General features: G+C 68.2%; 22 protein-coding genes. 9 read left to right on the top strand and 13 right to left on the bottom strand.

Going from position 1 to position 24670, the window contains the following annotated elements:
* Positions 1 to 7: 7 nt before the first annotated feature.
* The 4 genes from ACH438_RS03145 to ACH438_RS03130 all read right to left on the bottom strand — a co-directional run bounded on the left by ACH438_RS03145 (position 8) and on the right by ACH438_RS03130 (position 4985).
* Positions 8 to 1942: a 5-oxoprolinase/urea amidolyase family protein gene (locus ACH438_RS03145; protein ID WP_397000763.1), complete on the bottom strand. Its 1935-nt coding sequence runs from the start codon at positions 1940 to 1942 to the stop codon at positions 8 to 10.
* 74 nt (positions 1943 to 2016) lie between these two features.
* Complete coding sequence (locus ACH438_RS03140; protein WP_397000539.1) at positions 2017 to 2634, bottom strand: urea amidolyase associated protein UAAP2; 618 nt, start codon at positions 2632 to 2634, stop codon at positions 2017 to 2019.
* Entirely contained in the window at positions 2631 to 3380 is a 750-nt protein-coding gene (locus tag ACH438_RS03135) for a DUF1989 domain-containing protein (protein ID WP_397000537.1), read from the bottom strand. The genes ACH438_RS03140 and ACH438_RS03135 overlap by 4 nt, the downstream gene beginning before the upstream one ends.
* Before the next feature lie 48 nt (positions 3381 to 3428).
* Positions 3429 to 4985: an amino acid permease gene (locus tag ACH438_RS03130; protein ID WP_397000535.1), complete on the bottom strand. Its 1557-nt coding sequence runs from the start codon at positions 4983 to 4985 to the stop codon at positions 3429 to 3431.
* A gap of 203 nt (positions 4986 to 5188) precedes the next feature.
* On the opposite strand from ACH438_RS03130, the gene ACH438_RS03125 reads away from it, so the two are divergent.
* The gene (locus ACH438_RS03125) at positions 5189 to 5869 is read left to right on the top strand and encodes a TetR/AcrR family transcriptional regulator (protein WP_397000533.1); all 681 of its coding nucleotides are present in this window, start codon (positions 5189 to 5191) and stop codon (positions 5867 to 5869) included.
* Here the strand turns inward: ACH438_RS03125 and ACH438_RS03120 are convergent.
* Positions 5866 to 7074, bottom strand: coding sequence for a TerD family protein (locus ACH438_RS03120; RefSeq protein WP_397000761.1), 1209 nt, complete (start codon positions 7072 to 7074; stop codon positions 5866 to 5868). The genes ACH438_RS03125 and ACH438_RS03120 overlap by 4 nt on opposite strands.
* Positions 7075 to 7256: 182 nt before the next feature.
* Here ACH438_RS03120 and ACH438_RS03115 point away from each other — a divergent pair, with 182 nt between their 5' ends.
* The gene (locus ACH438_RS03115; RefSeq protein WP_397000531.1) at positions 7257 to 8876 is read left to right on the top strand and encodes an MFS transporter; all 1620 of its coding nucleotides are present in this window, start codon (positions 7257 to 7259) and stop codon (positions 8874 to 8876) included.
* A gap of 3 nt (positions 8877 to 8879) precedes the next feature.
* On the opposite strand, the gene ACH438_RS03110 is transcribed toward ACH438_RS03115, so the two are convergent.
* The 4 genes from ACH438_RS03110 to cobF form a co-directional block, all read right to left on the bottom strand.
* A complete protein-coding gene (locus ACH438_RS03110) occupies positions 8880 to 9275 on the bottom strand; it encodes an NUDIX domain-containing protein (RefSeq protein WP_397000529.1) in 396 nt (131 codons plus the stop codon).
* Between the two features lie 27 nt (positions 9276 to 9302).
* Positions 9303 to 9827 carry a hypothetical protein gene (locus ACH438_RS03105; protein WP_397000527.1) on the bottom strand — a complete coding sequence of 175 codons (525 nt, stop codon included), beginning with the start codon at positions 9825 to 9827 and terminating at the stop codon, positions 9303 to 9305.
* Between the two features lie 80 nt (positions 9828 to 9907).
* Positions 9908 to 11527 (bottom strand): AMP-binding protein, encoded by a 1620-nt coding sequence (locus tag ACH438_RS03100; RefSeq protein WP_397000525.1) that lies wholly within the window; start codon positions 11525 to 11527, stop codon positions 9908 to 9910.
* A 76-nt stretch (positions 11528 to 11603) separates the two neighbouring features.
* On the bottom strand, positions 11604 to 12368 hold the full coding sequence (gene cobF, locus ACH438_RS03095; RefSeq protein ID WP_397000523.1) for a precorrin-6A synthase (deacetylating): 765 nt from the start codon (positions 12366 to 12368) through the stop codon (positions 11604 to 11606).
* Positions 12369 to 12388: 20 nt separating this feature from the next.
* On the opposite strand from cobF, the gene ACH438_RS03090 reads away from it, so the two are divergent.
* The 7 genes from ACH438_RS03090 to ACH438_RS03060 all read left to right on the top strand — a co-directional run bounded on the left by ACH438_RS03090 (position 12389) and on the right by ACH438_RS03060 (position 18733).
* On the top strand, positions 12389 to 13195 hold the full coding sequence (locus tag ACH438_RS03090; protein ID WP_397000521.1) for a thymidylate synthase: 807 nt from the start codon (positions 12389 to 12391) through the stop codon (positions 13193 to 13195).
* Positions 13192 to 13677 carry a dihydrofolate reductase gene (locus ACH438_RS03085; protein ID WP_397000519.1) on the top strand — a complete coding sequence of 162 codons (486 nt, stop codon included), beginning with the start codon at positions 13192 to 13194 and terminating at the stop codon, positions 13675 to 13677. The genes ACH438_RS03090 and ACH438_RS03085 overlap by 4 nt, the downstream gene beginning before the upstream one ends.
* A gap of 114 nt (positions 13678 to 13791) precedes the next feature.
* A complete protein-coding gene (locus ACH438_RS03080) occupies positions 13792 to 14118 on the top strand; it encodes a cupin domain-containing protein (RefSeq protein WP_397000517.1) in 327 nt (108 codons plus the stop codon).
* A 74-nt stretch (positions 14119 to 14192) separates the two neighbouring features.
* On the top strand, positions 14193 to 15230 hold the full coding sequence (locus tag ACH438_RS03075) for a Dyp-type peroxidase (protein WP_397000515.1): 1038 nt from the start codon (positions 14193 to 14195) through the stop codon (positions 15228 to 15230).
* Positions 15231 to 15233: 3 nt separating this feature from the next.
* Entirely contained in the window at positions 15234 to 16034 is an 801-nt protein-coding gene (locus ACH438_RS03070) for a family 1 encapsulin nanocompartment shell protein (protein WP_397000513.1), read from the top strand.
* Between the two features lie 31 nt (positions 16035 to 16065).
* A complete protein-coding gene (locus ACH438_RS03065) occupies positions 16066 to 17742 on the top strand; it encodes a protein kinase (protein ID WP_397000511.1) in 1677 nt (558 codons plus the stop codon).
* Between the two features lie 124 nt (positions 17743 to 17866).
* A complete protein-coding gene (locus ACH438_RS03060) occupies positions 17867 to 18733 on the top strand; it encodes an Fpg/Nei family DNA glycosylase (RefSeq protein ID WP_397000509.1) in 867 nt (288 codons plus the stop codon).
* Positions 18734 to 18759: 26 nt separating this feature from the next.
* On the opposite strand, the gene ACH438_RS03055 is transcribed toward ACH438_RS03060, so the two are convergent.
* From ACH438_RS03055 to ACH438_RS03040, 4 genes are all read right to left on the bottom strand, one after another.
* Positions 18760 to 21429 carry a non-ribosomal peptide synthetase gene (locus ACH438_RS03055; RefSeq protein WP_397000507.1) on the bottom strand — a complete coding sequence of 890 codons (2670 nt, stop codon included), beginning with the start codon at positions 21427 to 21429 and terminating at the stop codon, positions 18760 to 18762.
* A 26-nt stretch (positions 21430 to 21455) separates the two neighbouring features.
* Positions 21456 to 22280, bottom strand: a complete 825-nt coding sequence (locus ACH438_RS03050; RefSeq protein ID WP_397000505.1) for an SDR family oxidoreductase — start codon at positions 22278 to 22280, stop codon at positions 21456 to 21458.
* The gene (locus ACH438_RS03045; protein WP_397000503.1) at positions 22270 to 22965 is read right to left on the bottom strand and encodes a thioesterase II family protein; all 696 of its coding nucleotides are present in this window, start codon (positions 22963 to 22965) and stop codon (positions 22270 to 22272) included. Before ACH438_RS03045 ends, ACH438_RS03050 begins: the two co-directional genes overlap by 11 nt.
* Positions 22966 to 23141: 176 nt before the next feature.
* The gene (locus ACH438_RS03040; protein ID WP_397000501.1) at positions 23142 to 24653 is read right to left on the bottom strand and encodes a carboxylesterase/lipase family protein; all 1512 of its coding nucleotides are present in this window, start codon (positions 24651 to 24653) and stop codon (positions 23142 to 23144) included.
* Positions 24654 to 24670: the final 17 nt, after the last annotated feature.

Raw genomic sequence — 24670 nt, 5'->3', positions numbered from 1 at the left:
CCTCCTGCTACGGGGTTACGGTGAGTTCGCCGGTCGCGCGCCACGAATTGCGTTCCGCGGTAAAAGCATCGGACTGGGCGGAGCGGAAATCCGCGATGGACGCCGCATTGTCGGTGAGGAAGCGGCGGTAGTCCGCGAGCCGGAACTCGCCGTCCACGGCCGAGAGTTCACCCCGGCCCGCGGCACAGTCGGCGCGCAGGTCCAGCAGCTCCTCGGCGCTGACCGGGTACCAGCTGATGCGATCGAAATACCGCAGCAGCCAAGGATCTTCATCGAGACCGGTGGAGCGATGATTCCAGACCTGGGTGGTGCGGCCCACGAACTGATAGCCGCCGGGCCCCTCCATGCCGTAGATGCACAGGTACGCGCCGCCGATGCCGACCGCGTTCTCCGGCGTCCAGGTGCGGGCCGGGTTGTATTTGGTGGTGACCAGGCGGTGGCGCGGATCGGTGGGCGTCGCGACGGGCGCGCCCAGGTAGACATCACCCAGCCCGAGCACCAGATACTCGGCCGCGTACACGATGTCGAAGACCTCCTCGACCGTGGCCAGACCATTGGCGCGGCGGATGAATTCGATATTCCACGGGCACCAGGGCGCATCCGCGCGCACCCCGTGCATGTACCGGGTGATGGCCTCGCGCGTCGACGGATCGTCCCAGGACAGCGGCAGGCGGACGGTGCGGTTGGGCACCACCAGTTCGTCGGCGGCCGGCAGTTCGGCCTCCACCTCGGCCAGCAGATCCAGCAGTCGCGCGGTCGGGAGGCGATCCGGATCATTGCGCACCTGCAGCGAGCGGACACCGGGCGTCAGCTCGGTGATGCCCGGCTCGGCGCGGTCCAGCAGCGCCCGGTGCAGGGCGTGCACGCGGGCCCGCAACTCCAGATCCAGTGTCATCTCACCGTATTCGACGAGCAGGCCGTCGTTGCCCGCGCGCCGGTAGGTCACCGAGGTGTCCGCGGTATCGCGCCGGGCCAGTACTCCGTCGTCGCCGTCACCGCCGGAGGACAGCACCACCGGCCAGGACGCCCGCCGCTCCGGCCCGAGCGCGCGCAGTGAGGCCGCGCGATCCGCCCGCACCGGCACGAAACGCACGGTATCGCCGGGGGTGAGCTGCCCCAGCTTCCAGCGATCCGCGGCCACCACCGTGACCGGGCAGACGAAACCACCCAGACTCGGGCCGTCCGGGCCGAGCAGGATCGGGGTGTCACCGGTGAAATCCAGTGCGCCGATCGAATACGCGGTGTCGTGGATATTCGACGGATGCATCCCCGCCTCCCCGCCATCCGGCCGCGCCCACTGCGGCTTCGGGCCGATGAGCCGCACACCGGTGCGATCGGAGTTGAAGTGCACCTCGTAATCGGAGCCGATGATGGTGTCGAAGTCAGTGCGGGTGAAGAACTCCGGCGCACCGTGCGGGCCCTCGGTGACGGCCAGTTCCCAGCGGCGGGTCAGCACCGGCTGATCGTCACCCGGAACACCCGCGCTCACCCGGCCGGGCGCGCCGAGTTCGAACGCGTCTCCAACGGTGAGCGCCCGCCCCGTACCGCCACCGAACTTGCCGAGCGTGAAAGTCGCACGGCTGCCCAGATATTCGGGCACATCCAAGCCGCCCGCGATCAGGATGTAGCACCGCATACCCGGCCCGCGCACCGCGCCGACATCCAGTACGCCACCGGCGGGCACCAGCGTGGTTCCCCACTGCCGCACCGGTTTCCCGTTCACGGTGACCGGGGTGGGCGCACCCGTGACGCACACCCAGGTCGCGTCGTCGAAGCGCAGCGCGGGTCCGCCGAGCGTGCATTCGAGCCCCGCCGCGCCTTCCGGATTGCCGAGCGCGCGATTCCCGAGCCGGAACGACAGATCGTCCATCGGCCCGGACGGTGGCACCCCCACATGCCAGTACCCGACGCGGGCGGGCCAATCCTGCACTGTCGTCTGCATACCCGGCCGCAGCACGTGGACCACGGGGTGGGCGGCAGGCGCGGGTAGCGTCACCGGCTGCGGCAGGACGGCGGTCATCGCGTCACCACCATGCGGACGGGGGTGGGATCGAAACCGTTGCAGGGGTTGTTGATCTGCGGGCAGTTGGAGACCAGCACCAGGGTGTCGGCCTCGGCGCGCAGAGTGATCTTCTTACCGGGCGCGGACAACCCGTCCACGATGCCCAGGGTGCCGTCGGCCTCCACCGGGACATTCATGAACCAGTTGATGTTCGAGACCAGATCCCGTTTGCCCAGCCCCCATTTCATGCCCTCGGCGAGGAAGTTCTCCACGCAGGCGTGCTGGTGCCGGGTGTGATGGCCGTAGCGCAGGGTATTGGACTCCTGCGAGCACGCGCCCGCCACGGTGTCGTGATTGCCCACCTCGTCCGCGACCACGGTCATGAGCGCCGTGCCGTTATCGGTCAGCAGGACGCTGCCGGTGGTCAGGAAGATATTGCGCTGCGCGGTCGCGGTGGCCTGGGCGCTGTAGCGGTCGGTGTGATCGGCGGCCGCGTACAGCAGGCAGTCCACGGCCTGATTGCCGTGCAGGTCGATGATCTCCAGCTGCTCCCCGGCCCGCACCACGGCCGACCAGGGCGCGCGGGCGGGAACCGTCTGATCCAGGACGACGGTGCGAGTGGTCGTGATCATGCGAAGACCTCCGGAGTGCGTGCGTGCCGATCCCGTTCGGTGTTCTCCACCGCGCGCAGGTATTCCGGATCGGTGTTGTGGGCGGCGCCGAGATCCGCGGGCGCGGACCAGGCGACCACATCGAGATCCGTTGGGGGAGTGGGGTCCAGCGGATGCGCGGCATTCGCGATGAGCAGCGTCACCGGCAGCTGGACGAGTAGATCCGCGCCCGCGCCCGCGCCCGCGCCGCCCGTCGCGGTCAGCCCACCATCGGATTCGACCCGCACCCCGCGGAAGAACGACACCGAAGGCCCGATATCGCGCGGTTCCAGCCCCTGCTTCGCGCCCGCCATCCGCAACTGGAAGCGACCGGCCGCGGACGGCCCGCACAGGGTGTCGTGATGCGCGGAGGAATCGGCCACGATGGTCGCGAGGATCCGGCCCTGATCCGACAGCAGCGGATGACCGATACCGAGATACGCCTGCCACGGCACCTTCACCGTATCGGCCACATTCAGCCGCTCCCAAGGGGATTCGGCGCGGAACAACAGCAGATGCGCACACGCCGACCCGAACGGATCGGACAACCGCACCCGGGTGCCCCGCGCGAGCACCACATTCTCGTAGCCGCCCGCCGGAATACGCTGTGCGAAGGTGATGCCCGCGGCGTCGACCCCCGCGGGCAGTTCCGGTCCGCTGACGCTCGCCGCGGCGGCCTGGGAGCGCGCGTGCGCCCGCGCGCCCGAGGTGTCTGCCGTCCTGGTCATCGATACTCCTTCCGGATGCCGCCGAGGTCGGCGGCGGATACATGGGGTTCAGGCCGGCTGGATCGCGGGTTCGGCGGCCAATGTCCGGCCGGGCGTCACCATTCGATGCACCACCACGCCCACCAGCACCGTCGCCAGGACGAAGAGCGGTGCGGCCCAGAGCATCCACCAGCCGCCACCGGTCGGGGTGTAGACGGCGGCCCGCGGCCAGGCCAGGTTGATCGCCATGGCGATGCCCCACACCACGGCCAGGGCATTGACGGGAATCCCGTAGCGGCCCAGGGCGAACAGCGGCGCGCCGGTCTCGGTGTTCGCGGCGTCGGCGGGCCAGCCCTTGATGCGGCGCAGCAGCAGCGGCACCGTCACCAGCAGGTAGGCCACGTACAGCATGACGATGCAGACGCTGGCCAGGGTGGCGAAGATGGCCGCATTGCCGAGGTTCAGCACCAGCAGCGCGATGCCCAGCGCGCCGATCGTCACCGCCGGCCACACCGGCGTGCCGAAGCGCGGGTGCACGGCCGCGAGCTGCTTCGCGAACGGCAGCCGCCGGTCCCGCGCCATGGAGAACATGAGCCGCGAGCCCGCCGTCTGGATCGCCAAGGTGCACACCGTGATCGCGCAGGCCACGCAGGCCAGCACCACCTTGCCGGCCGGACTGTCCAGTTTGGCCTCGATCACGTACGCCAGCCCGCCGCTGCTCAGCGACCCGTCGGTCAGGCTCGGGGCGGCCATGAGCGCGCCCAGCAGGATGAGCCCGCCACCCAGTCCCGACACCGTCAGGGCGGTGAGGATGGTGCGCGGCGCGACCTGCCGCGGATTCCGGGTCTCCTCGGAAAGCTCACCGGCGGAATCGAATCCGACCATCACATAGGCGGCCATCAGTCCGGAGACCAGGAAGGCGGCCCAGTACGGTCCGGGCGCCGCGCCCGCGGTGTGCAGCACCACGCCCGGCCCGCGATCGGCGTGCGTGAAGAACACCGCGATCACCGCGCACACGCCGATGATCTCGATGGTCACGCCGAGCGAGTTGATGCGTGCCATCCAGTCGATGCCGATCACATTGATGACGGTCGTGACGACCAGCAGGATGCTGCCCAGCAGCACGGCATTGGTGGCCCCGCTGCGGGAGGTGAGATCGCTGTTGCTGCCGATGAGCTGGAAGCCGGACCAGATGGTCGGCAGCACCACCTGCAGGGCGATGGCCGCGGCCGCGGCGGTGACGATCTGGGCGATGATCATCATCCAGCCCGCGAACCAGCCCACCAGTTCCCCGGCCAGCCGGCGCGACCACTGGTAGATGCAGCCCGAGATCGGATACCGCGCGGCCAGTTCGGCGAAGTTCAGCGCGACCAGGAACTGGCCCGCGAAGACCACCGGCCAGGTCCAGAAGAAGGCGGCGCCGCCGAAGGAGAAACCGAAGCCGAAGAACTGAAAAATCGTGGTCAGGATGGAGACGAAGGAGAATCCGGCCGCGAAGGAGGCGTATCGCCCGAGCTTGCGGTGCAGCACGGGCTGGTAGCCGAAGCGGGCCAGATCGGCGCCGTCGGCGGTATCGGAGATGCTCGGCGGTCGGTCGGGGGCTGAAGAGTCGGCGGTGGCAACCATGGCGAATCTTTCGGCGAGCGGCGGAATATCTATCGCTTGAAAGTTTTCCGGGCGTGATCGCTCCGCCGGTGACGCCGATGTATCGGTCCCGTGGCCGGGGGTAACTTCTGCGTTGCCGATATTTCTATCGAATGACAGAAATCTCACGGGCGGGGCCGAACAGGCACGATGTCCCGATACCCCGGGTTGCCGGGTAGGACAGAATGAAGCCCGTGACCCATGTCGGACCCGGTCGTCCCCGCCTCGAACCCCGCCGCCGCGCGGGACAGACGCCGCGCGCGGAAATCCTCGACGCCGCGGCGGAACTGTTCACCGCGAACGGTTATGGCAATACCTCCACCCGCGGCATCGCCGATGCGGTCGGCATCCGGCAGGCCTCGCTGTATCACCATTTCGCGGCCAAGGACGACATCCTCGATGCCCTGCTCGCCGAAACCGTCACCACACCATTGGAACTGGCGGAGCGACTGGAAGGCGTCGAAGCGCCCGCCGTCGTGCGGCTGTACGCGTTGATCCGGTTCGACGTCGGCCAGCTGTGCGCCTCCCGCTGGAATCTCGGTGCGCTGTACCTGCTCCCGGAGCTACGCAGCGATCGCTTCGCGGTCTTCCGGGAGCGGCGCGACAAACTGCGCCGGCACTACGAGACGCTGAGCCTCGAGCTCATGGCCGAGACCGGCGGCACCGCCGTCCCGCGGGCGGAACAGCTACCGTTCCGGCTGGTCGAATCGGTCATCAATATCCGCTCCGACGAGGGCACGGCACCCGAATACGCCGGCCAGCTCATGCCGGATGCCATCCTGCGGCTGCTCGGCTGGGACGGCGATCTCGCGGCGGCCCGCACCGCCGCCATCGCGCTGATCGACCAGCAGACCTCCGCCGGCTAGGACTTCCCCTTCGACGTACTCCACTTCAAACCCCAGCCGTAGGCCTGATCGACCGCCATCTTGCCCCAGAAGCGGCGACCGTCCGGCGGCCGGATGAAACGGCCCTCGCGGCGAACCACCAACTCGCCGTTGATGTTCTCGATGAGCGCCAGCACCATCTCGCGCGAATCATCGGTGCAGCCGCCCACTTCCATCTCGATCGGCGGCGAATTGCGCGGGTACAGGGTCGCGGTCGCCTGCACGCCGCGGAAATCCTGCGCACCCTCGTAGAGGGACGCGAACACCAGGATGCGCCGGAACCGCGCGGTGTGATCGAGATTGACCGACAGGTTCTCGCCCGCTGTGCTCGCACCCGTCCGGTCGTCCTGATCGAGCTCGATGAACGGCGGCTCGTGCAGTGCCCCGAAGGTATCCAGGGGGCTGATCGAACCCTTCGAGCCGTCGGTGAGCTCCCAGAAGCAGCACAGGTCCAGATCCAGGCCCTTGCCGCCGCGCTTGCGGCCGAACAATCCACCGGAACTCGGTGCGGTCCAGTTCAGGTTCACCCGCATGATGCCGCCGGTGGCGCCGTGCTTGGTCAGCGAGACCGCGGGCGACTCCTTGGTCAGCGAGATCTTCGCCAGATTCACCGCCGGCGGTGGCGGCGGTGCGGGCTGCGCCGCGGGTTGCGGAATCGGCTGCGGGGCAGGAGCTTCGTCGACCGAGATGCCGAAATCGGTTGCGAGACCGGCCAGGCCGGAGGCATAGCCCTGGCCGACGGCGCGGAACTTCCACGCGCCCTGGCGGCGGTAGAGCTCACCGAGCACGAACGCGGTCTCGGAGGTGGCATCGGTGCTGTCGAAGCGCGCCACCTCGGCGCCGGTGTCGGCGTCGACCAATCGCACGTGCAGCCCGGGCAATTGGGCGAAGGTGCCGCTGTCGGTGGACGCGGCGATCACGATCGTGTCGACCTGCGGTTCCACCCGTGGCAACTGCACCACGAGCGCATCGGTGACCTGTGCGCCCGACTGCTTGCCGACGTGCCGGACCGCGCCCGAGGCGTGCGCCGGCTGGTTGTAGAAGACGAAATCGCCGTCGGATCGGACCCTTCCGCCGACCAGCAACAGGGTGGAGGCGTCCGCGTCCGGTACCCCCGGCCCCGCTCGCCACCCCAGTTCGACCCGAACTGTCGCAGCCCCTACCGGTACGTTGGAACCCTTCATCATCGACACGGTTCCCAACGTAGCCGATCCGGACATTTCGGGCTCATCTCTTTCTTGCCGCAACCTTCTGGCCTGCACCCGTAACCGCTAGACTCTGTCGGGTTCCGCGTGCCTTCACCTTGTGACAGCGAATCTCGAGCACCATGGATCTACGCAGCTGTCCTCGACCAGGTTTGGAGCGATAGATGGCGGAAGTGGAGCAGGAACCCGCGATCAGCGGCCGCAAACGGTGGCTCGCCCTGGGCGTGCTGGCCCTGGGCCTGTCCATGGTGGTGCTGGACGGCACCATCGTCGCGGTCTCGCTGCCGGTGATCATCGACGACCTGCAGCTGAATTTCACTCAGGCGCAATGGATCACCAGCATCTACGCGGTCGTGCTGGCCGCCCTGCTGATCACCGCCGGCCGCCTGGGCGACCGGCTCGGACGGCGGCTGCTGTTCGTGGTCGGCGTACTCGTCTTCATCGGCGGCAGCCTGCTCTCCGCCGCGGCCACCAGCGCCTGGCCGCTCATCCTGGGCCGCATGGTGCAGGGCCTGGGCGGCGCCTGCGTGCTGCCGGGCACGCTGTCCACCGTGAACGCCCTCTTCCGGGGCCGCGACCGGGTCATCGCCTTCGCGGTGTGGGGATCGGTCATCTCCGGGGTGGCGGCCATCGGCCCGCTGGTCGGCGGCTGGCTCACCACCAGCTATACCTGGCCGTGGATCTTCCTGGTCAATGTGCCGCTGGGCATCGTGGTGCTGATCGGGCTGGTGCTCTTCGTGCCCGAGACCAAGACGGGCGTCACCGCGCCGGGCCTCGATATCGACGGATTCCTGCTCAGCGCAGCGGGTTTCGCGCTACTGGTGTTCGCGCTCATCGAAGGCCAGACCTACGGCTGGTGGAAACCGTTGCGGGAGTTCCCGTTCGCCGGTTTCACCTGGTCACGCACCGCGTGGGTCTCGCCGATCCCGGTGCTGTTGCTGCTCGGCGTGCTGGCGTTGTTCGCCTTCCTGCGCTGGGAGATACACCGGAATCTGGTGCAGCGCTCGGCGCTGATGGACCCGAAGTTGTTCGCCATCCCCGGTTTCCGCTGGGGCAATATCACCGCCTTCGCGGTCGCGCTGGGGGAGTTCGGACTGCTGTTCGTGCTGCCGCTGTTCATGGTGAACGTGCTCGGGCTGACCACACTGCGCGCGGGCGTGGTGCTGGCGGCCATGGCGCTGGGCGCCTTCCTGGCCGCCGGCCTAGCCGAGGGTCTGGTGCGGAAGATCGGCGCGGTGCGGGTGGTGCAGCTCGGACTCGCCTTCGAGGCCGTCGGCGTGGGCATCGCCGCATTGGTGCTGACACCGCACATGTCCGAATGGTGGCTGGCGCTGGTGCTGGTCTGTTACGGCATCGGACTCGGCATGGCGTCCGCGCAGCTGACCGGCACGGTGCTGGCCGATATCCCGCCCGCCCAGTCCGGGCAGGCGTCCGCGACGCAGAGCACCGTGCGGCAGGTGGGTTCGGCCTTCGGCACCGCGGTGGTCGGCGCGCTGCTGTCGGGGGCGCTGGGGCATTCGCTGCCGCACCGGCTGAACGCGGTGCGCGATCTGTCCGCGCAGAATGCCACCACCATCGCCACGGCCACCCGCGAATCCGCCGGTGGCACCATCACGGTGGTGCGCCAGCACGACGGCGCCACCGCCGTCGTGGACGCGCTCTGCCGTGGTTTCACCGACGCCACCCGGACCACGCTGCTGGCCGCCGCCATCTTCCTGTTGCTGGGTTTGGCTGCGGCGACCAGGATTCCGGTCAGCGCCGCCATTCCCGCCGACGAGTCCTGACGGTCAGTCGATCAGGCCCAGGTCCCGGACCCGCTCGAACACCATCAGCGAACCGGGGGCAACGTGCGGCATGGCCGCGTACTCGGCGAGCGTGAACCAGCGCAGTTCCGCGATCTCCCCGGAGGGACTGGGCTCGTCGGCGAGCTCGCCCAGGTAGCAGGTCATGTGCAGCCGGGTGCCCGCCGGATGCCCGTACGCCTCGGCCTCGAAGACGCCGAGTTCGGTGACGGCCGTGGCCGCGACGCCGAGCTCCTCGCGAATCTCCCTGTGCAGCGCGGTTTCCGGGGTCTCGCCCGGATCGATCTTGCCGCCCGCCATGTAGAAGACATCCTTGCCCGTGGACCGGGTCTGCAGCAGACGACGATCCCGGATATGTGCCAGAGCCGCGGTGCGAATCACCCGATCCACCCTAGCCAGACCGGCCGCTCAGCTGGTGGGCGGGGCAATGCGCCAGTGCCGCTGCAGGGCGTCGGCTATCTCCGGGAGAATGACCACCGGAATGCGCTTCTGCCGCAGCATGGTCCGGATCTCGTTGACCTGCTCGCGCTTGCGATGGTCGTAGGCATTGGCGATCGGTCGCACCACCGGCGGAATCGACAGCAGCACCAGCTCCTGATGCTGCTCGTCACCACCGTTGAGATCCAGCGCCAGCGACCAGCGCGCCTGCTCGTCCAGTGCGAACCGGCCCGCCACCACCCGATCCCAGGCGATGGTCGAGGCCGCCCACGGCGTCCGGCGCACGATCGACTGCTCCGACAGCAGCACCCCGTCCCGCCCGAACAGCACGAACATCAGCGCGATACCCGCGACCACGCCGACCGCGATGCCGGTGAAGATCCGGTTCAGCCCCCACACGCCCACGATCGCGCCGCCGAGCAGCACGGCCAGCAGTAGCCCGGCGCTGCCGTACCACGCAGCTCGCCGTCCCGGCACCACCCCTGCCCGAACCATCGTCCTCCGACCTCCACAACGCGACTGCCGGACACCGTACCCGGCGGTCGGCTACCGCGCCCGGATTGCCGCCGACCGGGCTAGGCGCGCGTGGTCCCGAACTGTTCGCGCAGCACGAAACGCTGCACCTTCCCGCTCGGCGTCTTGGGCAGCTCCGGCAGGAAATGAACCCGCCGCGGATAGACGTGCGCGGCGAGCTTCTGCTTCACCAGCTGCTGCAGATCCGCGACCAGCGCATCGTTCGGCGTCGTGTCCGGCGCGGCCACCGCGATCGCGATCAGCACCTCGCCGCGCAACTGATCCGGCACCCCGATGACCGCCGCCTCCGAGATCGAATCGTGGCTGGTGAGAACGCTTTCCACCTCGAACGGGCCGATGCGGTACCCGGCCATCAGGATCACATCGTCATCGCGGGACGCGAAGGTGAAGTAGCCCTCCGCATCCCGGGCCGCCACATCGCCGGTGACGTACCAGCGGCCGTCCGCGGTGAACCGCGCGGCACTGCGCTCGGGCGCATTGCGGTAGCCGCGGAAGGTGAGCAGCGGACTGTCCGTCGCGATCACCACCCGGCCGGATTCGCCGATCGCGGCGGGTTCGTCGGACTCCAGGCGCAGCACCTCGACCGTGTACCCGGGCATGGGCCGGCCCATCGACCCCGTCTTCAGCTCGCCGACGAGATCCGGATGCCAGGCATTGACCACCGTCATGCCGGTCTCGGTCTGCCCGTAGTGATCCCGGATCTGCACGCCCAGCACCTGTTCCGACCAGGTGATCACATCCGGCGTGAGCGGTTCACCCGCCGAGGACAGCCGCCGCAACACCAGGCCCTCGGGCTTCGGGCTGTGCCGCAGCGCGCGGAAAACCGTCGGCGCGGCAGCGAAATTGGTGACCCCGAACTCGCGCAGCACCCGCCAGGTCAGGGCCGGATCGAACGGGGCGCACAGCAGCAGACTGCGCCGGCCCTCGGCCATGGGCGCCAGAATCGCCATGTAGAGCCCGTAGGCCCAGCCGGGATCCGCGATATTCCAGAACACATCGCCGTCGGCGTAATGGATGCCGTACTCGAGATACATGACCACCCCGGCCATGCCGCCCAAACGCATGGGCACCGCCTTGGGTGTCCCGGTGGTGCCGGAGGTGAACAGCTCCACCAGTACGCCGTCCCCGCCGATGGCCACGGATTCCGGTGCGGGGCCGGTGTTTTCGAGCAGCTCGGTGAAGGCGATATCGTCGCCCTCCGCCGCGCCGGTGGTGATGACGCGCCACTCCCGGTCCTCGGGCAGGTCCGGTCCGGGGTCCAGCTTGGCCCGTTGCCCGGCATCGGTGATGACGAACTTGGTGTCGTTCCCGGTGACCCGCATGGCGATAGCGCCGGGCGCGAAGGCGGTGAACAGGGGCACATGCACCGCGCCGATCCGCCAGACGGCCAGCAGCGCCACCACCAGTTCCTGCGACTTCCCCATCAGCGTGGCGATGCGGTCTCCTTCGCGCACACCGTGTTCCACCAGGGCGGCCGCGACTCGCTCGGAGCGCTCGCGCAATTCACCGAAGGTGAGGTCCACGCTGCTCAGATCGGGCTGGATGAAGGTGAAGGCGACGGCTGCGGCCGGATGCCGGTCGCAAAGCAGCTCGGCCGCATTCGCCTCCGCCGCGCCGTACTCGGTGCGGAGTTGCTCGGCTCGCTCGATCGGGCTTGTCATAAAGAACCTCCCACTCAACCTCCGACCGACTATTGACGTGTTGTCAGTAGTGAGTCAAGAGGTTCGGAGGTCGCAATCAGTGGCCTCGGCTGAGGCGGTAGATATCCATGATCCAGCCCTTGCGCTCCCGTAGTGCGGCCCGCCGCCGCACGATTCGCTGCTCGACCACGCGCAGCGGGCCTTCGACGATCACCTCGTCGGGCATCCCGACGTAGGCGCCCCACCAGATGTAGACGTCATCGCCGGGTACTTCCGTGAACGAGCAATCCCCGTCCAGCATCACCACCGTCGACTGCCCGGCGGCCAGCCCCTCCTCGCGCAGCTTGCGGCCCGTGGTGATGTGCAGCGGCTCGCCGATCTCGTGCAGCACCATGCGATGCGCCGCGGCCAGGGCCTGCACGCTGGTGATGCCCGGAATCACCTGATAGTCGAAGACGATTCGCTCGCGTTCGAGCACGCGCTCCACCACGCGCAGCGTGCTGTCGTACAGCGCCGGATCACCCCAGACCAGCAGGCCGCCCACACCCTCGGTTCCGGCGAACGCCTGTTCCAAAAGGGCGGCGCGCCGCTCGTGCCAGTCCGCCACCACCGACCGGTACGCGGCATTCGCGTCGGTGCCCGGGACGGTCCGATCGCGCGGCGGATCGGCGATCTCCAGCACCCGGTGCGGTTGCCCGGCATGCGCGGCGAGAATCGCGGCGCGCACGTCGGCCAGTTCCTGCTTCTCGGCCCCCTTGCCGATGACGAAGAACGTGTCTACCTGCTGCAATGCCTTGACGGCCTGCAGCGTCAGCTGGTCCGGGTCCCCCGCCCCGATTCCGATCACATATAGCTTCCGCACGGTGCGTAAGCTTGCCAGGCGTGGATACGGCCCGAGATACCCAGTACGAGGACCTGCTCCGACTGGTGCTGGAGTCCGGCACGCCGAAGGCGGACCGGACGGGCACCGGCACCCGCAGCATCTTCGGTCATCAGCTGCGCTACGACCTGTCGCAAAGCTTCCCGCTGATCACCACCAAGAAGGTGCACCTCAAATCGATCGTGTACGAGCTGCTGTGGTTCCTGCGCGGCGACTCCAATGTGAAGTGGCTGCAGGACAACGGCGTCACCATCTGGGACGAATGGGCCGACGCCAATGGTGAGCTGGGACCGGTCTACGGCGTGCAGTGGCGGTCCTGGCCGACCCCCGACGGCACGCACATCGATCAGATCGCGCAGGTGCTGCAGACGCTGCGCACCAACCCGGATTCGCGCCGCATGATCGTGTCGGCCTGGAACGTGGCCGATCTCGACAAGATGGCGCTGGCCCCCTGCCATGCCTTCTTCCAGTTCTATGTGGCCGACGGCAAGCTGTCCTGCCAGCTCTACCAGCGCAGCGCGGACCTGTTCCTGGGCGTGCCGTTCAATATCGCCAGCTATGCGCTGCTCACCCTGATGGTGGCGCAGCAGACCGAGCTACAGCCCGGCGAATTCATCTGGACCGGCGGCGATGTGCACATCTACGACAACCACGTGCAGCAGGTCCGCGAGCAGCTGAGCCGCGAGCCGTACCCGTTCCCGCAGGTGCATCTGCGGCCCGCGCCCACGCTCTTCGACTACGCGTACGAGGACGTGGAACTCGGTGGGTACCAGCATCATCCGGCGATCAAGGCTCCGGTGGCCGTGTGAGCCGTACCGTGGGGCTGGTCTGGGCGCAGACGCCGGACGGAATCATCGGGCGGGACAACACCATTCCGTGGCGGGTGCCCGAGGACATGGCGCACTTCAAGGACGTCACCTGGGGTTACCCGGTGATCATGGGCCGCCGGACGTGGGATTCGCTGCCGCCGCGGTTCCGGCCGCTGGAGGGGCGCCGCAATATCGTCGTGACCCGGCAAGCCGACTGGTCCGCCGACGGGGCGGAACGGGCGGGCTCGCTGGAAGAGGCGCTGCGGCTCAGTGGCGACGGGACGGTGTGGGTCGCCGGTGGCGGTGAAATCTACAAGGCCGCAATGGCTTTCGCCACCGAGCTGATGGTCACCGAGGTGGACGCCGAAGTCGACGGTGACTGCCACGCGCCGGCCATCGGCCCGGAGTGGCAGGCCGATGAGGATCCGTGGCGGGAGTCCGCCAAGGGCATCCGCTACCGCTTTCTTCGTTATACGAGGTAAGGGCGATAACGCGGACATTCCGCAACCAGTAAATCCTGCACACACGCACCCGAAACGGCCGATCCGCCGGGAGGTGTCCGGCATACTCACGGATACCCCGGCGAAAGGCAGTCCATGGACAAGAAATCGCTGACCGCGGTTGCTCGCCAGCAACTGAAGCAAGCGTCGACCGCCTCGAGCGGGCGCAGTTCGTTGACCATCTACGGGGGTCACACGCACAGCCTGCGGCAGACCGTGATCGCGCTGACCGCGGGTCAGACGCTGGCCGAGCACGAGAATCCGGGCGAGGCGACCGTGTTGGTGCTCAGCGGTGTGCTCGTGCTGATCAGCGGCACCAACGAGTGGAAGGGCTCGGCGGGCGACCTGATCGTGATCCCCAATGCCCGGCACAGTGTGAAAGCCATCGATGACGTGGCGTTCCTGCTGACGGTTGCCAAGTAGTTCCCCGGCGATGACGGCGGACACGGGGCGACCGGGCGTCCAGTCCACTTGCGTCGCACTCTAGGCTGGAGCCCATGGGTGAGCCGCAGCCGATCCTCGAGCCCCTCACGCCGGCCGCGATATTTCTCGTCGCCACCATCGACGAGGGCGGTGAGGCAGCCGTCCGCGACCTGCTGGCCGAACTGCCGGGCCTGCGCCGCTCGGTCGGATTCCGGGTCCCCGGTTCCGGACTGGTCTGTATCACCAGCATCGGCGCCACGGCCTGGGACCGCCTCTTCACCGGCGCCAAACCGGCTGAACTCCAGGAGTTTCCGGGCTATCGGGGGGCGAAGCATCAGGCGCCGGTCACACTCGGCGACCTGCTGTTCCACATCAAGGCCGAAACCCAGGACGCCTGCTTCGAACTCGCCATGACCATCGGCGACCGGCTGGCCGGGGCGGCGACCATCGTCGACCAGACGGTCGGCTTCCGCTACTTCGAACAGCGCGACCTGCTCGGCTTCGTGGACGGCACCGAGAATCCGGAGGGGCAGCTCGCCGTCACCTCGGGGCTGATCGGTGACGAGGATGCCGAATTCGCCGGTGGCAGTTACGTGGTCGTGCAGAAGTACCTGCACAATCTCGGCGACTGGCGCGGCATCTCGGTGGAGGAACAGCAGCGCGTCATCGGCCGCACCAAACTCGAGGACTACGAACTCTCCGACGCGGACAAGCCCGCGAATTCACATGTCGCGGTGAACGATCAGGACGACAACGGCACCATCGTGCGCGCCAATATGCCCTTCGGCAGCGTCGCGGACCAGGAATTCGGCACCTACTACATCGCCTACGCGGCCAGCCCGTCCATCCCGGATCTGATGCTGCGGCGCATGTTCCTCGGCACCGACGAGGCCGACTACGACCGCATCCTCGACTTCTCCACCGCCGTCACCGGCACCCAGTTCTTCACCCCGCCCGCGGGATTCTTCGACGCACTGCCGGCCGCGCCCGCGCCGGCGGCGCAGGAATCCGTGTCCACGAACGGCACTGCGTCCACCAACGGCGCAGGGTCCCCGAACGGCCTCGTGTCCGGGGACGGTTCGCTCGGCATCGGCACGTTGAAAAGGAGCTAACGCATGAACAACCTCCATCGCGAACTCGCGCCGATCACCTCCGAGGCGTGGTCGGCCATCGAAGAGGAAGCCACCCGAACCTTCAAGCGGCACATCGCAGGACGCCGCGTGGTCGACCTGAACGGGCCGCACGGCACCGACTACTCCGCGGTCGGCACCGGCCGCCAGCAGAGCATCGCCGCACCCGGCGAGGGCGTGCAGGCGCGGCAGCGTGTGGTGGTACCGCTGGTGGAGTTGCGTGTGCCCTTCACCCTCTCCCGCGATGAGCTGGACAATATCGAGCGCGGCGCGCAGGACGCGGACCTGGAGGCGGTGAAGGACGCGGCCAAGAAGATCGCGTTCGCCGAGGACCGCGCCATCTTCGAAGGCTATGCGGCGGCGGGCATCGCGGGTATCCGCAGCAGCAGCTCCAACCAGCCGATCAAACAGCCCGGCGACCCGCGCCTCGCCCCCGAGGCCGTCGCCCAGGCCCTCTCCGAACTGCGCCTGGCCGGCGTCGACGGCCCCTACTCGGTCCTGCTCTCCGCCGACCTCTACACCGCGGTGAGCGAGACCTCCGATCACGGCCACCCGATCCGCACCCACATCGAACGCCTCATCCCCGACGGCGAGATCATCTGGGCCCCGGCCATCGACGCCGCCTTCGTACTCTCCACCCGCGGCGGCGATTTCGATCTCCAGCTCGGCCAGGACCTCTCCATCGGCTACCTCTCGCACGACGCCGAATCCGTCCAGCTCTACTTCCAGGAGAGCCTGACCTTCCTCGTCTACACCGCCGAAGCCGCGGTAGCGCTGGAGGTCTGAGCCGTTCCGCCAGGCCCGGTACGGTGGCCTGGTGGAAGTCGTGGTCGGAGAGTCGTTCGCCGGGTACCTGATCGAGGATGTACTGGGCCGGGGCGGCATGGGCACCGTGTACCTCGCCCGGCATCCGCGGTTGCCGCGACAGGTGGCGATCAAACTGCTCAACCGGGAAGTGTCGGCCGATCCGGAGCTACGGGCGCGCTTCGAACGGGAGGCGACGGTCATTGCCCGCCTGGACCATCCGTGCATCGTGGCGGTGCAGGACCGGGGCATCGACAATGGGCAGCTGTGGCTCGCCATGCAGTACATCCACGGCACCGATCTGAGCCGCCTGGACTTCCGGACCCTCGCCGTGGAGCGGGCGCTGCGCATCATCGGCGAGATCGCCGCCGCGCTCGACTACGCACACAGCCGGGGCGTCCTGCACCGCGATGTGAAGCCGGCGAACATCCTGCTCGCCGCCCCGGAAGCGGGCCGCGCCGAACGTGCGGTCCTCACCGACTTCGGCATCGCCCGGCTGCTCGCCTCCACCACCCACCTGACATCCACCGGAACCTTCGCCGCCACACTGGCTTACGCCTCACCCGAACAACTCTCCGGCGAACAGGTCGACCACCGCTCCGACCAATACTCCCTGGCCTGCACCCTGTACACACTCCTCGCCGGCCACCCGCCCTTCGATGCCCCCGACCCCGGCCGCGTGGTCGCAGGCCACCTCACCAAACCCGTTCCGCCCCTGCAACGTCCGGACATACCCTCGAAATTCGAGGCGGCGCTCGTCCGGGCAATGGCCAAGCAGCCGGGCGAAAGATTCGCCGGCTGCGGAGAATTCGCCGCGGCCGCCCTGACCGCTCTCCACCAGCCGGCCCAAACCTCCCTCGCCGGTCCGCCGGAACCGCCCACCCGCGCCCTGATTCCCCGACCCGGCACGACACGGGTCGCGCGGCCGGAGAACATGCCGCCGAACAAGCCGGATTCGGTGCGGCGTAACCGATCCGACGGCTCCGTTCCGGGCATGACGAACGCGGCCTGGTCAACTCGGGCCGACAGTTCCACGCCCGCCGGACCGGATACGCACGGCAGTACCGCGACACCCGGTAGACAGCCCGCGCAGGGTGCTGTCTCCCAGTCCGGTGCAGGTCAGCCGACGCGAGGTGGCGGGCCGTGGCAGGGCGCGGGCGGCCGGCCCGGTGATGCGGCGCGGACCGCCATGAACAGCGGCTTCGCGGAGCCGAATTCGGGCCGGCAGCGTGAGTGGCCGACGGCCGAACCGGTCCGGAAACCGGCCGGAGCCGGCGCTGCCATCGTGGCCGGCCTGTTGTCCTTGTCACTCGGTGCGTATTTCGCCTATCGGGCGCGGCAACCGCTCAACGAGGTGCGCTGGTTCGTGCAGAACCATGCCGCGCGCCTCATCGATCCGCCCGTTTCGACCCATCTGCTGACGCCCACCTTGCTGCTGGCGTTCACGGCGGCCCTGCTGATCCTGGGTTCGGTGCTGCTCTTGGCGCGGCGCCGGATGGGCCGGTGGCTGACCATCTTCGGATCGCTGTCGGCGCTGACGTTCTGCTCGGTCGGCATATTCCTCTTCCCGCAGTGGCGCGATGCCGAGTACGAGGGCGTCTTCGTCGCCGCGCTGGTGGTGCTCGGCGCGGCCTCCGCCACCCCGGTCATTCGCTGGCTCGCGGCGGGCCGCGCCCCGCGTCGTAGGTGAATCGTCCAGCTCGCGGCGTTCGGAGCCAGCGGGTGTCGGCGGGCCAGGCTAGGGTGGGGGTTGTGAGATCCGCCCTGGTCAGAGGGTATGGGGTGGACGACTCGGGAACCGGGAGGAGATCCCCTTGCCTGAATTGCCGGAGATCGTGGCGCTCGAGCAGTTCCTGGCCGAGCATGCGGTGGGTGCCGTGGTGGGGCGGGTGGATGTCGCGGCGCTGAGTGTGCTGAAGACATTCGATCCGCCGGTCACCGCACTGTCGGGGCGGGATGTGACCGGGGCGGGGCATTGGGGGAAGCATCTCGGGCTGGAATGCGATGGGCTCTGGCTCATTACGCACCTGTCCCGGGGCGGGTGGCTGCGGTGGATCGACGAACCGGGGGCGGCGCCGCCCAAACCGGGGAAGGGGCCGCTGGCCCTGCGGGTGCATTTCTTCACGCCGGAAGGGGCCACGCCGGCCTTCGATCTGACCGAGGCGGGGACCAAGAAGCGGCTGGCGGTGTGGGTGGTGACGGATCCGCTGACCGTGCCCGGCATCGCGCGCCTGGGGCCCGACGCCATGGCGGTGAGCGAACCCGAGTTCGCGGAACTGATGGGCGGCACCTCGCAGCGGGTCAAGAACGCGCTCACCGATCAGACGGTGCTTGCGGGCATCGGGAACGCCTACTCCGACGAGATCCTGCACACGGCCAAGATGTCGCCGTTCGCCACCGCGTCGAGCCTGGACGCCACACAGCTCGCGCGGCTGTATTCGGCCATGCGGGCGACGCTCTCGGACGCCATCCAGCGGTCGGTGGGGCAGGATGCCGCCCGGCTCAAGGGGGAGAAGCGTTCCGGTATGCAGGTGCACGCCCGCACCGGGCTACCCTGCCCCGTCTGCGGGGATACGGTGCGCGAGGTCTCCTTCGCGGACAAGTCCTTCCAGTACTGCGCCACCTGCCAGACCGGCGGCAAGATCCTGGCCGACCGGCGCATGTCGCGCCTGCTCAAGTAGCGCGCGGACATACGTCGGCCACTGCGCTAATCACTCAGGGCGGCAACCAGATCCTTGAACACCGGTGACTTGTACAACGTGGTCAGTGGCATGGTCACGGCGTTCTTGGTGAGTTCGTTGCTCAAATGGATGGCTGCCAGCGAATTACCGCCGGACAGGAAGAAGTTGTCCTCCGGCTGCGGATCGTTGCCCAGCACCTCGCTCCAGGCGGCGGCCAGGATCGACTGGGTCGCGGACACTTCGGCGGCTTCGGGTTCGTCGGCCGGGCCGGGGTCCGCGGGACTCTCACCGAGGTGCGGGTCCGGCAGCCGCGCGACATCGACCTTGCCATTGGTGGTGAGCGGAATCGACTCCACCACCGTGTAACTCGCGGGATGCATGTACGAGGGCAGCACCCGGGAGATGGCGGCGCGCAACTCGGCCGTATTCGCTTCGGCGCCCACCACATAGGCGACCAGCCGGAGAGTGCCGAACCGCCCGCTCGCCGCGCACACCACGGCCGCGTCCCGGATGCCCGGGTAGCGCATGATGCTGTTGCGGATCTCGTCCAACTCGATGCGATAGCCGTTGATCTTGACCTGGTGATCGATGCGCCCGAGATGTTCCAGGGTGCCGTCGGCGCGAATCCGGCCCAGATCGCCGCTGCGATACCAGCGCCGCCCGTCGCTCCCGGCCACGAACTTCGTCGCCGTCAAGGCCGGCTTGTCCGAGTAGTAGAGCGCGAGACCGGCTCCGGCGACATGGATCTCGCCCGGGAAGCCCGGCGGGGCGGGCCGCAGATCGGGGCCCATGACCGCGTAGTGCCAGCCCGGGATGGCCCGGCCGACCGCGCGCGGGGCATGCAGCGCAATGTGTTTGCTCACCATCTGGACGGTCACGTGCACCGTCGTCTCGGTGATGCCGTACATGTTCACCAGCCGACAGCGCCGCTCGGGATAGCGGTCCAGCCAGGCGGACGCACCGGCCGCCTGCAGCGCCTCACCACCCAGGATCACCAGCCGGAGCTCGTTCAGCAGCGGCGCCGACGCATCGTAATCGACCAGATGCGTGAACGCCGAAGGCGTCTGGCTGAGCACGGTCACGCCCGCACTGCGCAGCAGCGCATGGAATCGGGCGGGATCCCGCGCCGTATCCTTGGCCACCACCGCGGCCGTGCCACCGGTGATGAGCGCGCCCCAGATCTCCCACACCGAGAAATCGAATGCGGGCGAATGGAATACGCTCCACACATCGTTCTCGGTGAGCGCGCATTCGACGGCGAGCGCATCGATCAGCGCGAGCACGCTGCTGTGCGCGATCACGGTGCCCTTGGGACGGCCGGTGGTACCCGAGGTGTAGATGGCGTAGGCCGGCGCCTGCCCGGACAGATCCCGGGGCAGAGCGACCGCCGGGGCCTCGGCGTCGATCAGTACCGAGAGCGCGACCGCGTGCACCGAATCCGGCAGTGAATCCAGCAGTTTCGCGTCGACGACGGCCACCCGCGCGCGGGAATCCTCGATGATGTACGTCAGGCGGTCGATCGGAAACTCGATATCGACCGGCACATACGCGCCGCCGCACTTCCAGATGCCGAGCATCAGCGCGAACAGGCCGGCGGACTTCTGGGCCGCCGTGACCACGAAATCACCCGGGCGCACACCGAGTGTCAGCAATCCCGCCGCGATGCGATCGGACAGCTCATCCAGTGCCCGGAACGTGGTGGCGGCGCTGCCGTGCAGTACGGCGATCGATTCCGGGTGGGCGGCGGCGTGCGCGGCGACGCGCTGTTCTATCCGGCCGGATGCCGTGGCGTGCTGTCCGGCCTCCAGCGGAATCGTCGCGGAGTCAGTCGAATACGTGATATCCCGAATGGCCAGTTCCAGCCCGGCATCTCGAATCTGCCGGTACACGAGTCCGGTCACCTCGGCGAGCTGATCGAGGTAATCGCCTGCCCTGCCGCGCACCTCGATCCGGGCGGTTGCCGGCGTCACCGGCCGAATCGCGATATCGAAATCGTATGCGGAATTCGATTCGGGGAGAAACGTTCCCGGTGCGCCGGTGTAATCGACGACCCGGACGGCCCGCAATTCGCGATCGCCGTCCGATGCCGCCGCCGCAACGGAATTCAGCTGCGATACCACCGATTTCACGGAACCCCGGGAATCGACTTCGCATTTCACGGACAGCAATTGCAGCGCACTGTCCGCCGCGACCAGATCGACCGACAATGCGGCGGTATCCAGGAAACGTGCCAGAGTGATAACTACGGCGGCGGTGAATTCATCATTCCGCAGCCGCTCGGCGAGTTCGATATCGCTGATTCCCGCAGGCTCACCAGGACTTTCGGAAAGCCGGGTGAGCGGCCGCGCCCCGAGCCGGTCGAATTCGGCGACCATCGTGCCCAATCCGGCGGCGGCCGACAACACCACATCCGCGACCCCGTCGGAATACCGCGTGCAGGTCAGCCGGACGCGCGAATCCGCGTCGAGGGAATGCCCCAGTTGCTGCCGGACAATGCGCGCGGCGGCGGCCGAGGACGCCGCGAAAGGCACGCTCCGCGACCAGATTCCGATGGCCGCCGGATCGAGGCCGAGTGCCGTGGCGACCAGTTCGGCGAGGTCGCCGGCACTGGGCGCCGGCGCGTCGAAACGAACCGCAACGGCGGCGGGGAGCGCGGTGACGACCGGCGCGAGCGCGGTGTCCTGGGTCATTGTCATATACCGGGGCCTCTGTGGTGATGCGATTATCGAGAAGTGAATCCGCCGTCGACCGTCACGACGGCGCCGACCACACTGCGGCTCCGGCCCGACGCCAGCCAAGCCACCGTTTCGGCGATATCCTCTGCGGCGACAAGGGCATTCGAGGGCTGATCGCGCAGGAACAACTGCTCGTGATCGCCCTCCAGATCGAGGGCATTAGCGACCTCGCGGAGCATGCGGCCCTCGAGTTCGGGTGCGTCGTGAATGGATCCGGGGCAGATCGCATTCACGCGAATACCGTGCGGGGCCAGATCCAGGGCGGCGGCCTTCGTCAGGCCGACCAGTCCGTGCTTGGAGGCCACATAACCGGCGAAGTTCCGATAGCCCACCAGCCCGGCCGTCGACGCGATATTGACGATGCTGCCCGAACCCTGCTCCTTCATGATCCGCGCGGCCGCGGACATGATCCGGAACGGCCCGGTCAGATTGATATCGAGCATGGTCGCCCAGTCCGCTTCCGAGACCCGGTCGATGCTCTCCCCGGACGGCGCGACGATACCGGCGCAGTTGACCACGACATCCAGCCGGCCGAACCGTGCCACGGCCAGCTTCACGACGGCGTCGACATCATCCCGCTCGCGCACGTCACCGAGGAAGGCCTCGGTATCGGCGCCGGCCTTCAGGCACAAGCGCCGGGTCTGCTCGAGCTGGCTCTCCGAACCCAGCGGGTAGGGCACCTCGGGGGTGTCCCGCCCGATATCCATCAGCACCAGCGAGGAATTCGCCTCCGCCAGCCGGACCGCGCACGCCCGGCCCACGCCCCGGGCGGCGCCGGTCACCAGCGCGACGAGATTCTCGTTATTCGGCATCGGCGGTGTTCGCCAGGGACGCAACGAGTTCCAGGGTCTCGGTCAGCCGATCGGTGAGGTACATGTGCCCACCCGGCACCGTCTGCAGCGAGAACTTGCTGGTGGTCGCCTTGCTCCAGCCCAGCACATCCTGCTCGGAGACCAGCACGTCGTCGCTGCCGCGCAGCGCGGTGATCGGCGCGTCGATGACCGCCGACGCCTCGGCCGTATACGACTCGTGCATCGTCACATCGCCGCGCAGCGTCGGCAGAATGATGGTGCGCAACTCCGTATGCGCAAGCGCCGGATGGGAATACCCGGCGAAGGTCTCCACCTGCGCTATGAATTCCTCGTCGGTGAGGCCTGTCGCACGCTCGGCGCGCGGATTCCACGGATCCGGCGAACCACTCACGAATACATGGTCCACGACGTCCCCGAGCGTCCGCGCCAGCTCGAAAGCGAGAATTGCGCCGAAGCTGTGCCCGAAGAGCAGGACCCTGGTTTCCGGGGCATTCTCTTCGCGGACCTGACGTGCTATATCGCCCACCGTCGCACGGAGATCCGCCGAGGGCGCATCGCCGAATCGTTCCTCGCGGCCGGGCAGTTGAATCGGCAGGATGTCGATTCCGGCGGGCGATTGTGCATTTCGAAAAAACGAAGCGCCAGAACCGGCGAACGGAAGGCATACGAGTTTGTGGTTCGGCATACCGGAGATAATCGCACGGTCGCGAGTTGGGCCGAGTCGATCGAAGTTGCGATTGCCCGCCACCGGACGCGGCCGCGCGGACCGCCGCGGGGCGATGGGTCAGCCTGATCTGTTGTGATAGGCAGCACGAATTACCCGAATGGTGACGTATATCACGTTTCGGTGGATCGCCCGGCTCAGGTCAGCGCGGGAATGCGCACCCCCTGCCAGGCGAGACGCTTGGTCTTGTCGGGGTCGTACGCCACATGCGGCGGGTAGTCGATGATCAGGGTCGCCCGGCGGTCCTCGGTATAGGCGGGCCAGGACGGGAGCGGGCTGCCCGTGCGCGCGAACGCCAGCCAGTTGTCCATGAACTGCCTGGTCACCGAGCGCAGGCCGCGCTGGCCACCGGCGATGGTCATGGCGCGCCCGAGGGAGGTATCGGTGGCGCCGAAGACCGGCAGCAGATCCAGGGCATGGGTGGCGCCGAAACCCGCCAATTGGATTGCGCGCGGGGCGAAGTCGAACCGGTAGGCGTAGGTGGGTGCATACCGGCTGTGTGATTCCATGACCCGCAGCGACGGCCGCCAGAAGGTGAAGTCACCGCCTACACGGACCGCCGCCTTGGGACTCGGATAGCCGGGATAGGCGGCGGTGACCCGGGATTCGGCCTCCGCGTCCGACTGCCGCAGCAGCCAATGAATCCGCTCGGGCGTGGTCGGGAGGGTGTCGTCGAAGCGGGTGAAGAGGGTCGCCTCGTCCTGATTGGTGCCGATGATGAGCGGCACCCGATGCGCGGCCCCGCTCGCGAACGCGTCGAGGGGAGACAACGGCAGATACTCGCCGTCCACCAGCGGTGCGCCCGGGAACAGGCCGGGCTGATCGTGCAGGATCCGGTTGATGGCGCGATCCACCGCTCGGCGAATGTCATTGGCGGAGGCCGTGCGCAGCCGCTCGGCCGCGGTTTCGGCGGTCGCGCCCAGCTCGGCCACACAGCGCTGCGCGAAAAGTTTCGCATCGGCGGGGGAGGAGGCCCAGTCGGCGGGCGGGCTCTGCGAGATGCCGCGATGGAACAATCCCGCCGCCGCGGGCGTCGCGAACAGGGCGAGAACGGCATGCGCACCGGCGGATTCGCCGAAGATGGTGACATTGCCCGGATCGCCACCGAAGGCGGCGATATTGCGCTGCACCCACTCCAGGGCCGCCACCTGATCGCGCAGGCCGAGGTTGGAGTCGAAAGTGTTTGCGGGCGTGGAGTATTCGCTGAAATCGACATAGCCGAAGGCGCCCAGCCGGTAGTTGATCGACACCACGATCACATCGCCGCGCACCGCCAGCCGGGATCCGGCATACAGTCCCAGCGCGGAGGTTCCGATGAAGTAGCCACCACCGTGAATGAACACCATCACCGGGCGCGGGCCCGCCGCCGGTTCGTTCGGGACCGTGACATTCAGGGTCAGGCAATCCTCGCCGGTCGGCTGCTGGGTGCGCGGGCCGATGCGGGCGCCATTGCGATGCTGCATTGCGGCGAAACCGAATTGGGTCGCATCCCGCACCCCGTGCCACGGCTGCACGGGTTGCGGCGCCCGGAATCTCAGCTCGCCGACCGGAGGCGCAGCAAAAGGAATGGACCGCCAGCGAGATACGCGGCGGCCCCGGAGACCGCGAACCGTACCGTCAGCGGTCGTGATGTCTGTCGTTGCCACCATTCAAAGAGAGTAGCGGC

Origin of the sequence: Nocardia sp. NPDC020380 (assembly GCF_044386975.1) — a bacterium.
Classification (GTDB): domain Bacteria; phylum Actinomycetota; class Actinomycetes; order Mycobacteriales; family Mycobacteriaceae; genus Nocardia.
The sequence above is the reverse complement of the archived record's forward strand: the minus strand, read 5'-3'. Positions and strand labels throughout refer to the sequence as shown.

What these genes read in the sequence shown, in the direction of transcription:
- ACH438_RS03145 (WP_397000763.1), bottom strand. Translation starts at nt 1,942, where the DNA reads ATGCAGACGACAGTGCAGGATTGGCCCGCCCGCGTCGGGTACTGGCAT.
- ACH438_RS03140 (WP_397000539.1), bottom strand. Translation starts at nt 2,634, where the DNA reads ATGATCACGACCACTCGCACCGTCGTCCTGGATCAGACGGTTCCCGCC.
- ACH438_RS03135 (WP_397000537.1), bottom strand. Translation starts at nt 3,380, where the DNA reads ATGACCAGGACGGCAGACACCTCGGGCGCGCGGGCGCACGCGCGCTCC.
- ACH438_RS03130 (WP_397000535.1), bottom strand. Translation starts at nt 4,985, where the DNA reads ATGGTTGCCACCGCCGACTCTTCAGCCCCCGACCGACCGCCGAGCATC.
- ACH438_RS03125 (WP_397000533.1), top strand. Translation starts at nt 5,189, where the DNA reads ATGAAGCCCGTGACCCATGTCGGACCCGGTCGTCCCCGCCTCGAACCC.
- ACH438_RS03120 (WP_397000761.1), bottom strand. Translation starts at nt 7,074, where the DNA reads ATGATGAAGGGTTCCAACGTACCGGTAGGGGCTGCGACAGTTCGGGTC.
- ACH438_RS03115 (WP_397000531.1), top strand. Translation starts at nt 7,257, where the DNA reads ATGGCGGAAGTGGAGCAGGAACCCGCGATCAGCGGCCGCAAACGGTGG.
- ACH438_RS03105 (WP_397000527.1), bottom strand. Translation starts at nt 9,827, where the DNA reads ATGGTTCGGGCAGGGGTGGTGCCGGGACGGCGAGCTGCGTGGTACGGC.
- ACH438_RS03100 (WP_397000525.1), bottom strand. Translation starts at nt 11,527, where the DNA reads ATGACAAGCCCGATCGAGCGAGCCGAGCAACTCCGCACCGAGTACGGC.
- ACH438_RS03080 (WP_397000517.1), top strand. Translation starts at nt 13,792, where the DNA reads ATGGACAAGAAATCGCTGACCGCGGTTGCTCGCCAGCAACTGAAGCAA.
- ACH438_RS03075 (WP_397000515.1), top strand. Translation starts at nt 14,193, where the DNA reads ATGGGTGAGCCGCAGCCGATCCTCGAGCCCCTCACGCCGGCCGCGATA.
- ACH438_RS03070 (WP_397000513.1), top strand. Translation starts at nt 15,234, where the DNA reads ATGAACAACCTCCATCGCGAACTCGCGCCGATCACCTCCGAGGCGTGG.
- ACH438_RS03055 (WP_397000507.1), bottom strand. Translation starts at nt 21,429, where the DNA reads ATGACAATGACCCAGGACACCGCGCTCGCGCCGGTCGTCACCGCGCTC.
- ACH438_RS03050 (WP_397000505.1), bottom strand. Translation starts at nt 22,280, where the DNA reads ATGCCGAATAACGAGAATCTCGTCGCGCTGGTGACCGGCGCCGCCCGG.
- ACH438_RS03045 (WP_397000503.1), bottom strand. Translation starts at nt 22,965, where the DNA reads ATGCCGAACCACAAACTCGTATGCCTTCCGTTCGCCGGTTCTGGCGCT.
- ACH438_RS03040 (WP_397000501.1), bottom strand. Translation starts at nt 24,653, where the DNA reads ATGGTGGCAACGACAGACATCACGACCGCTGACGGTACGGTTCGCGGT.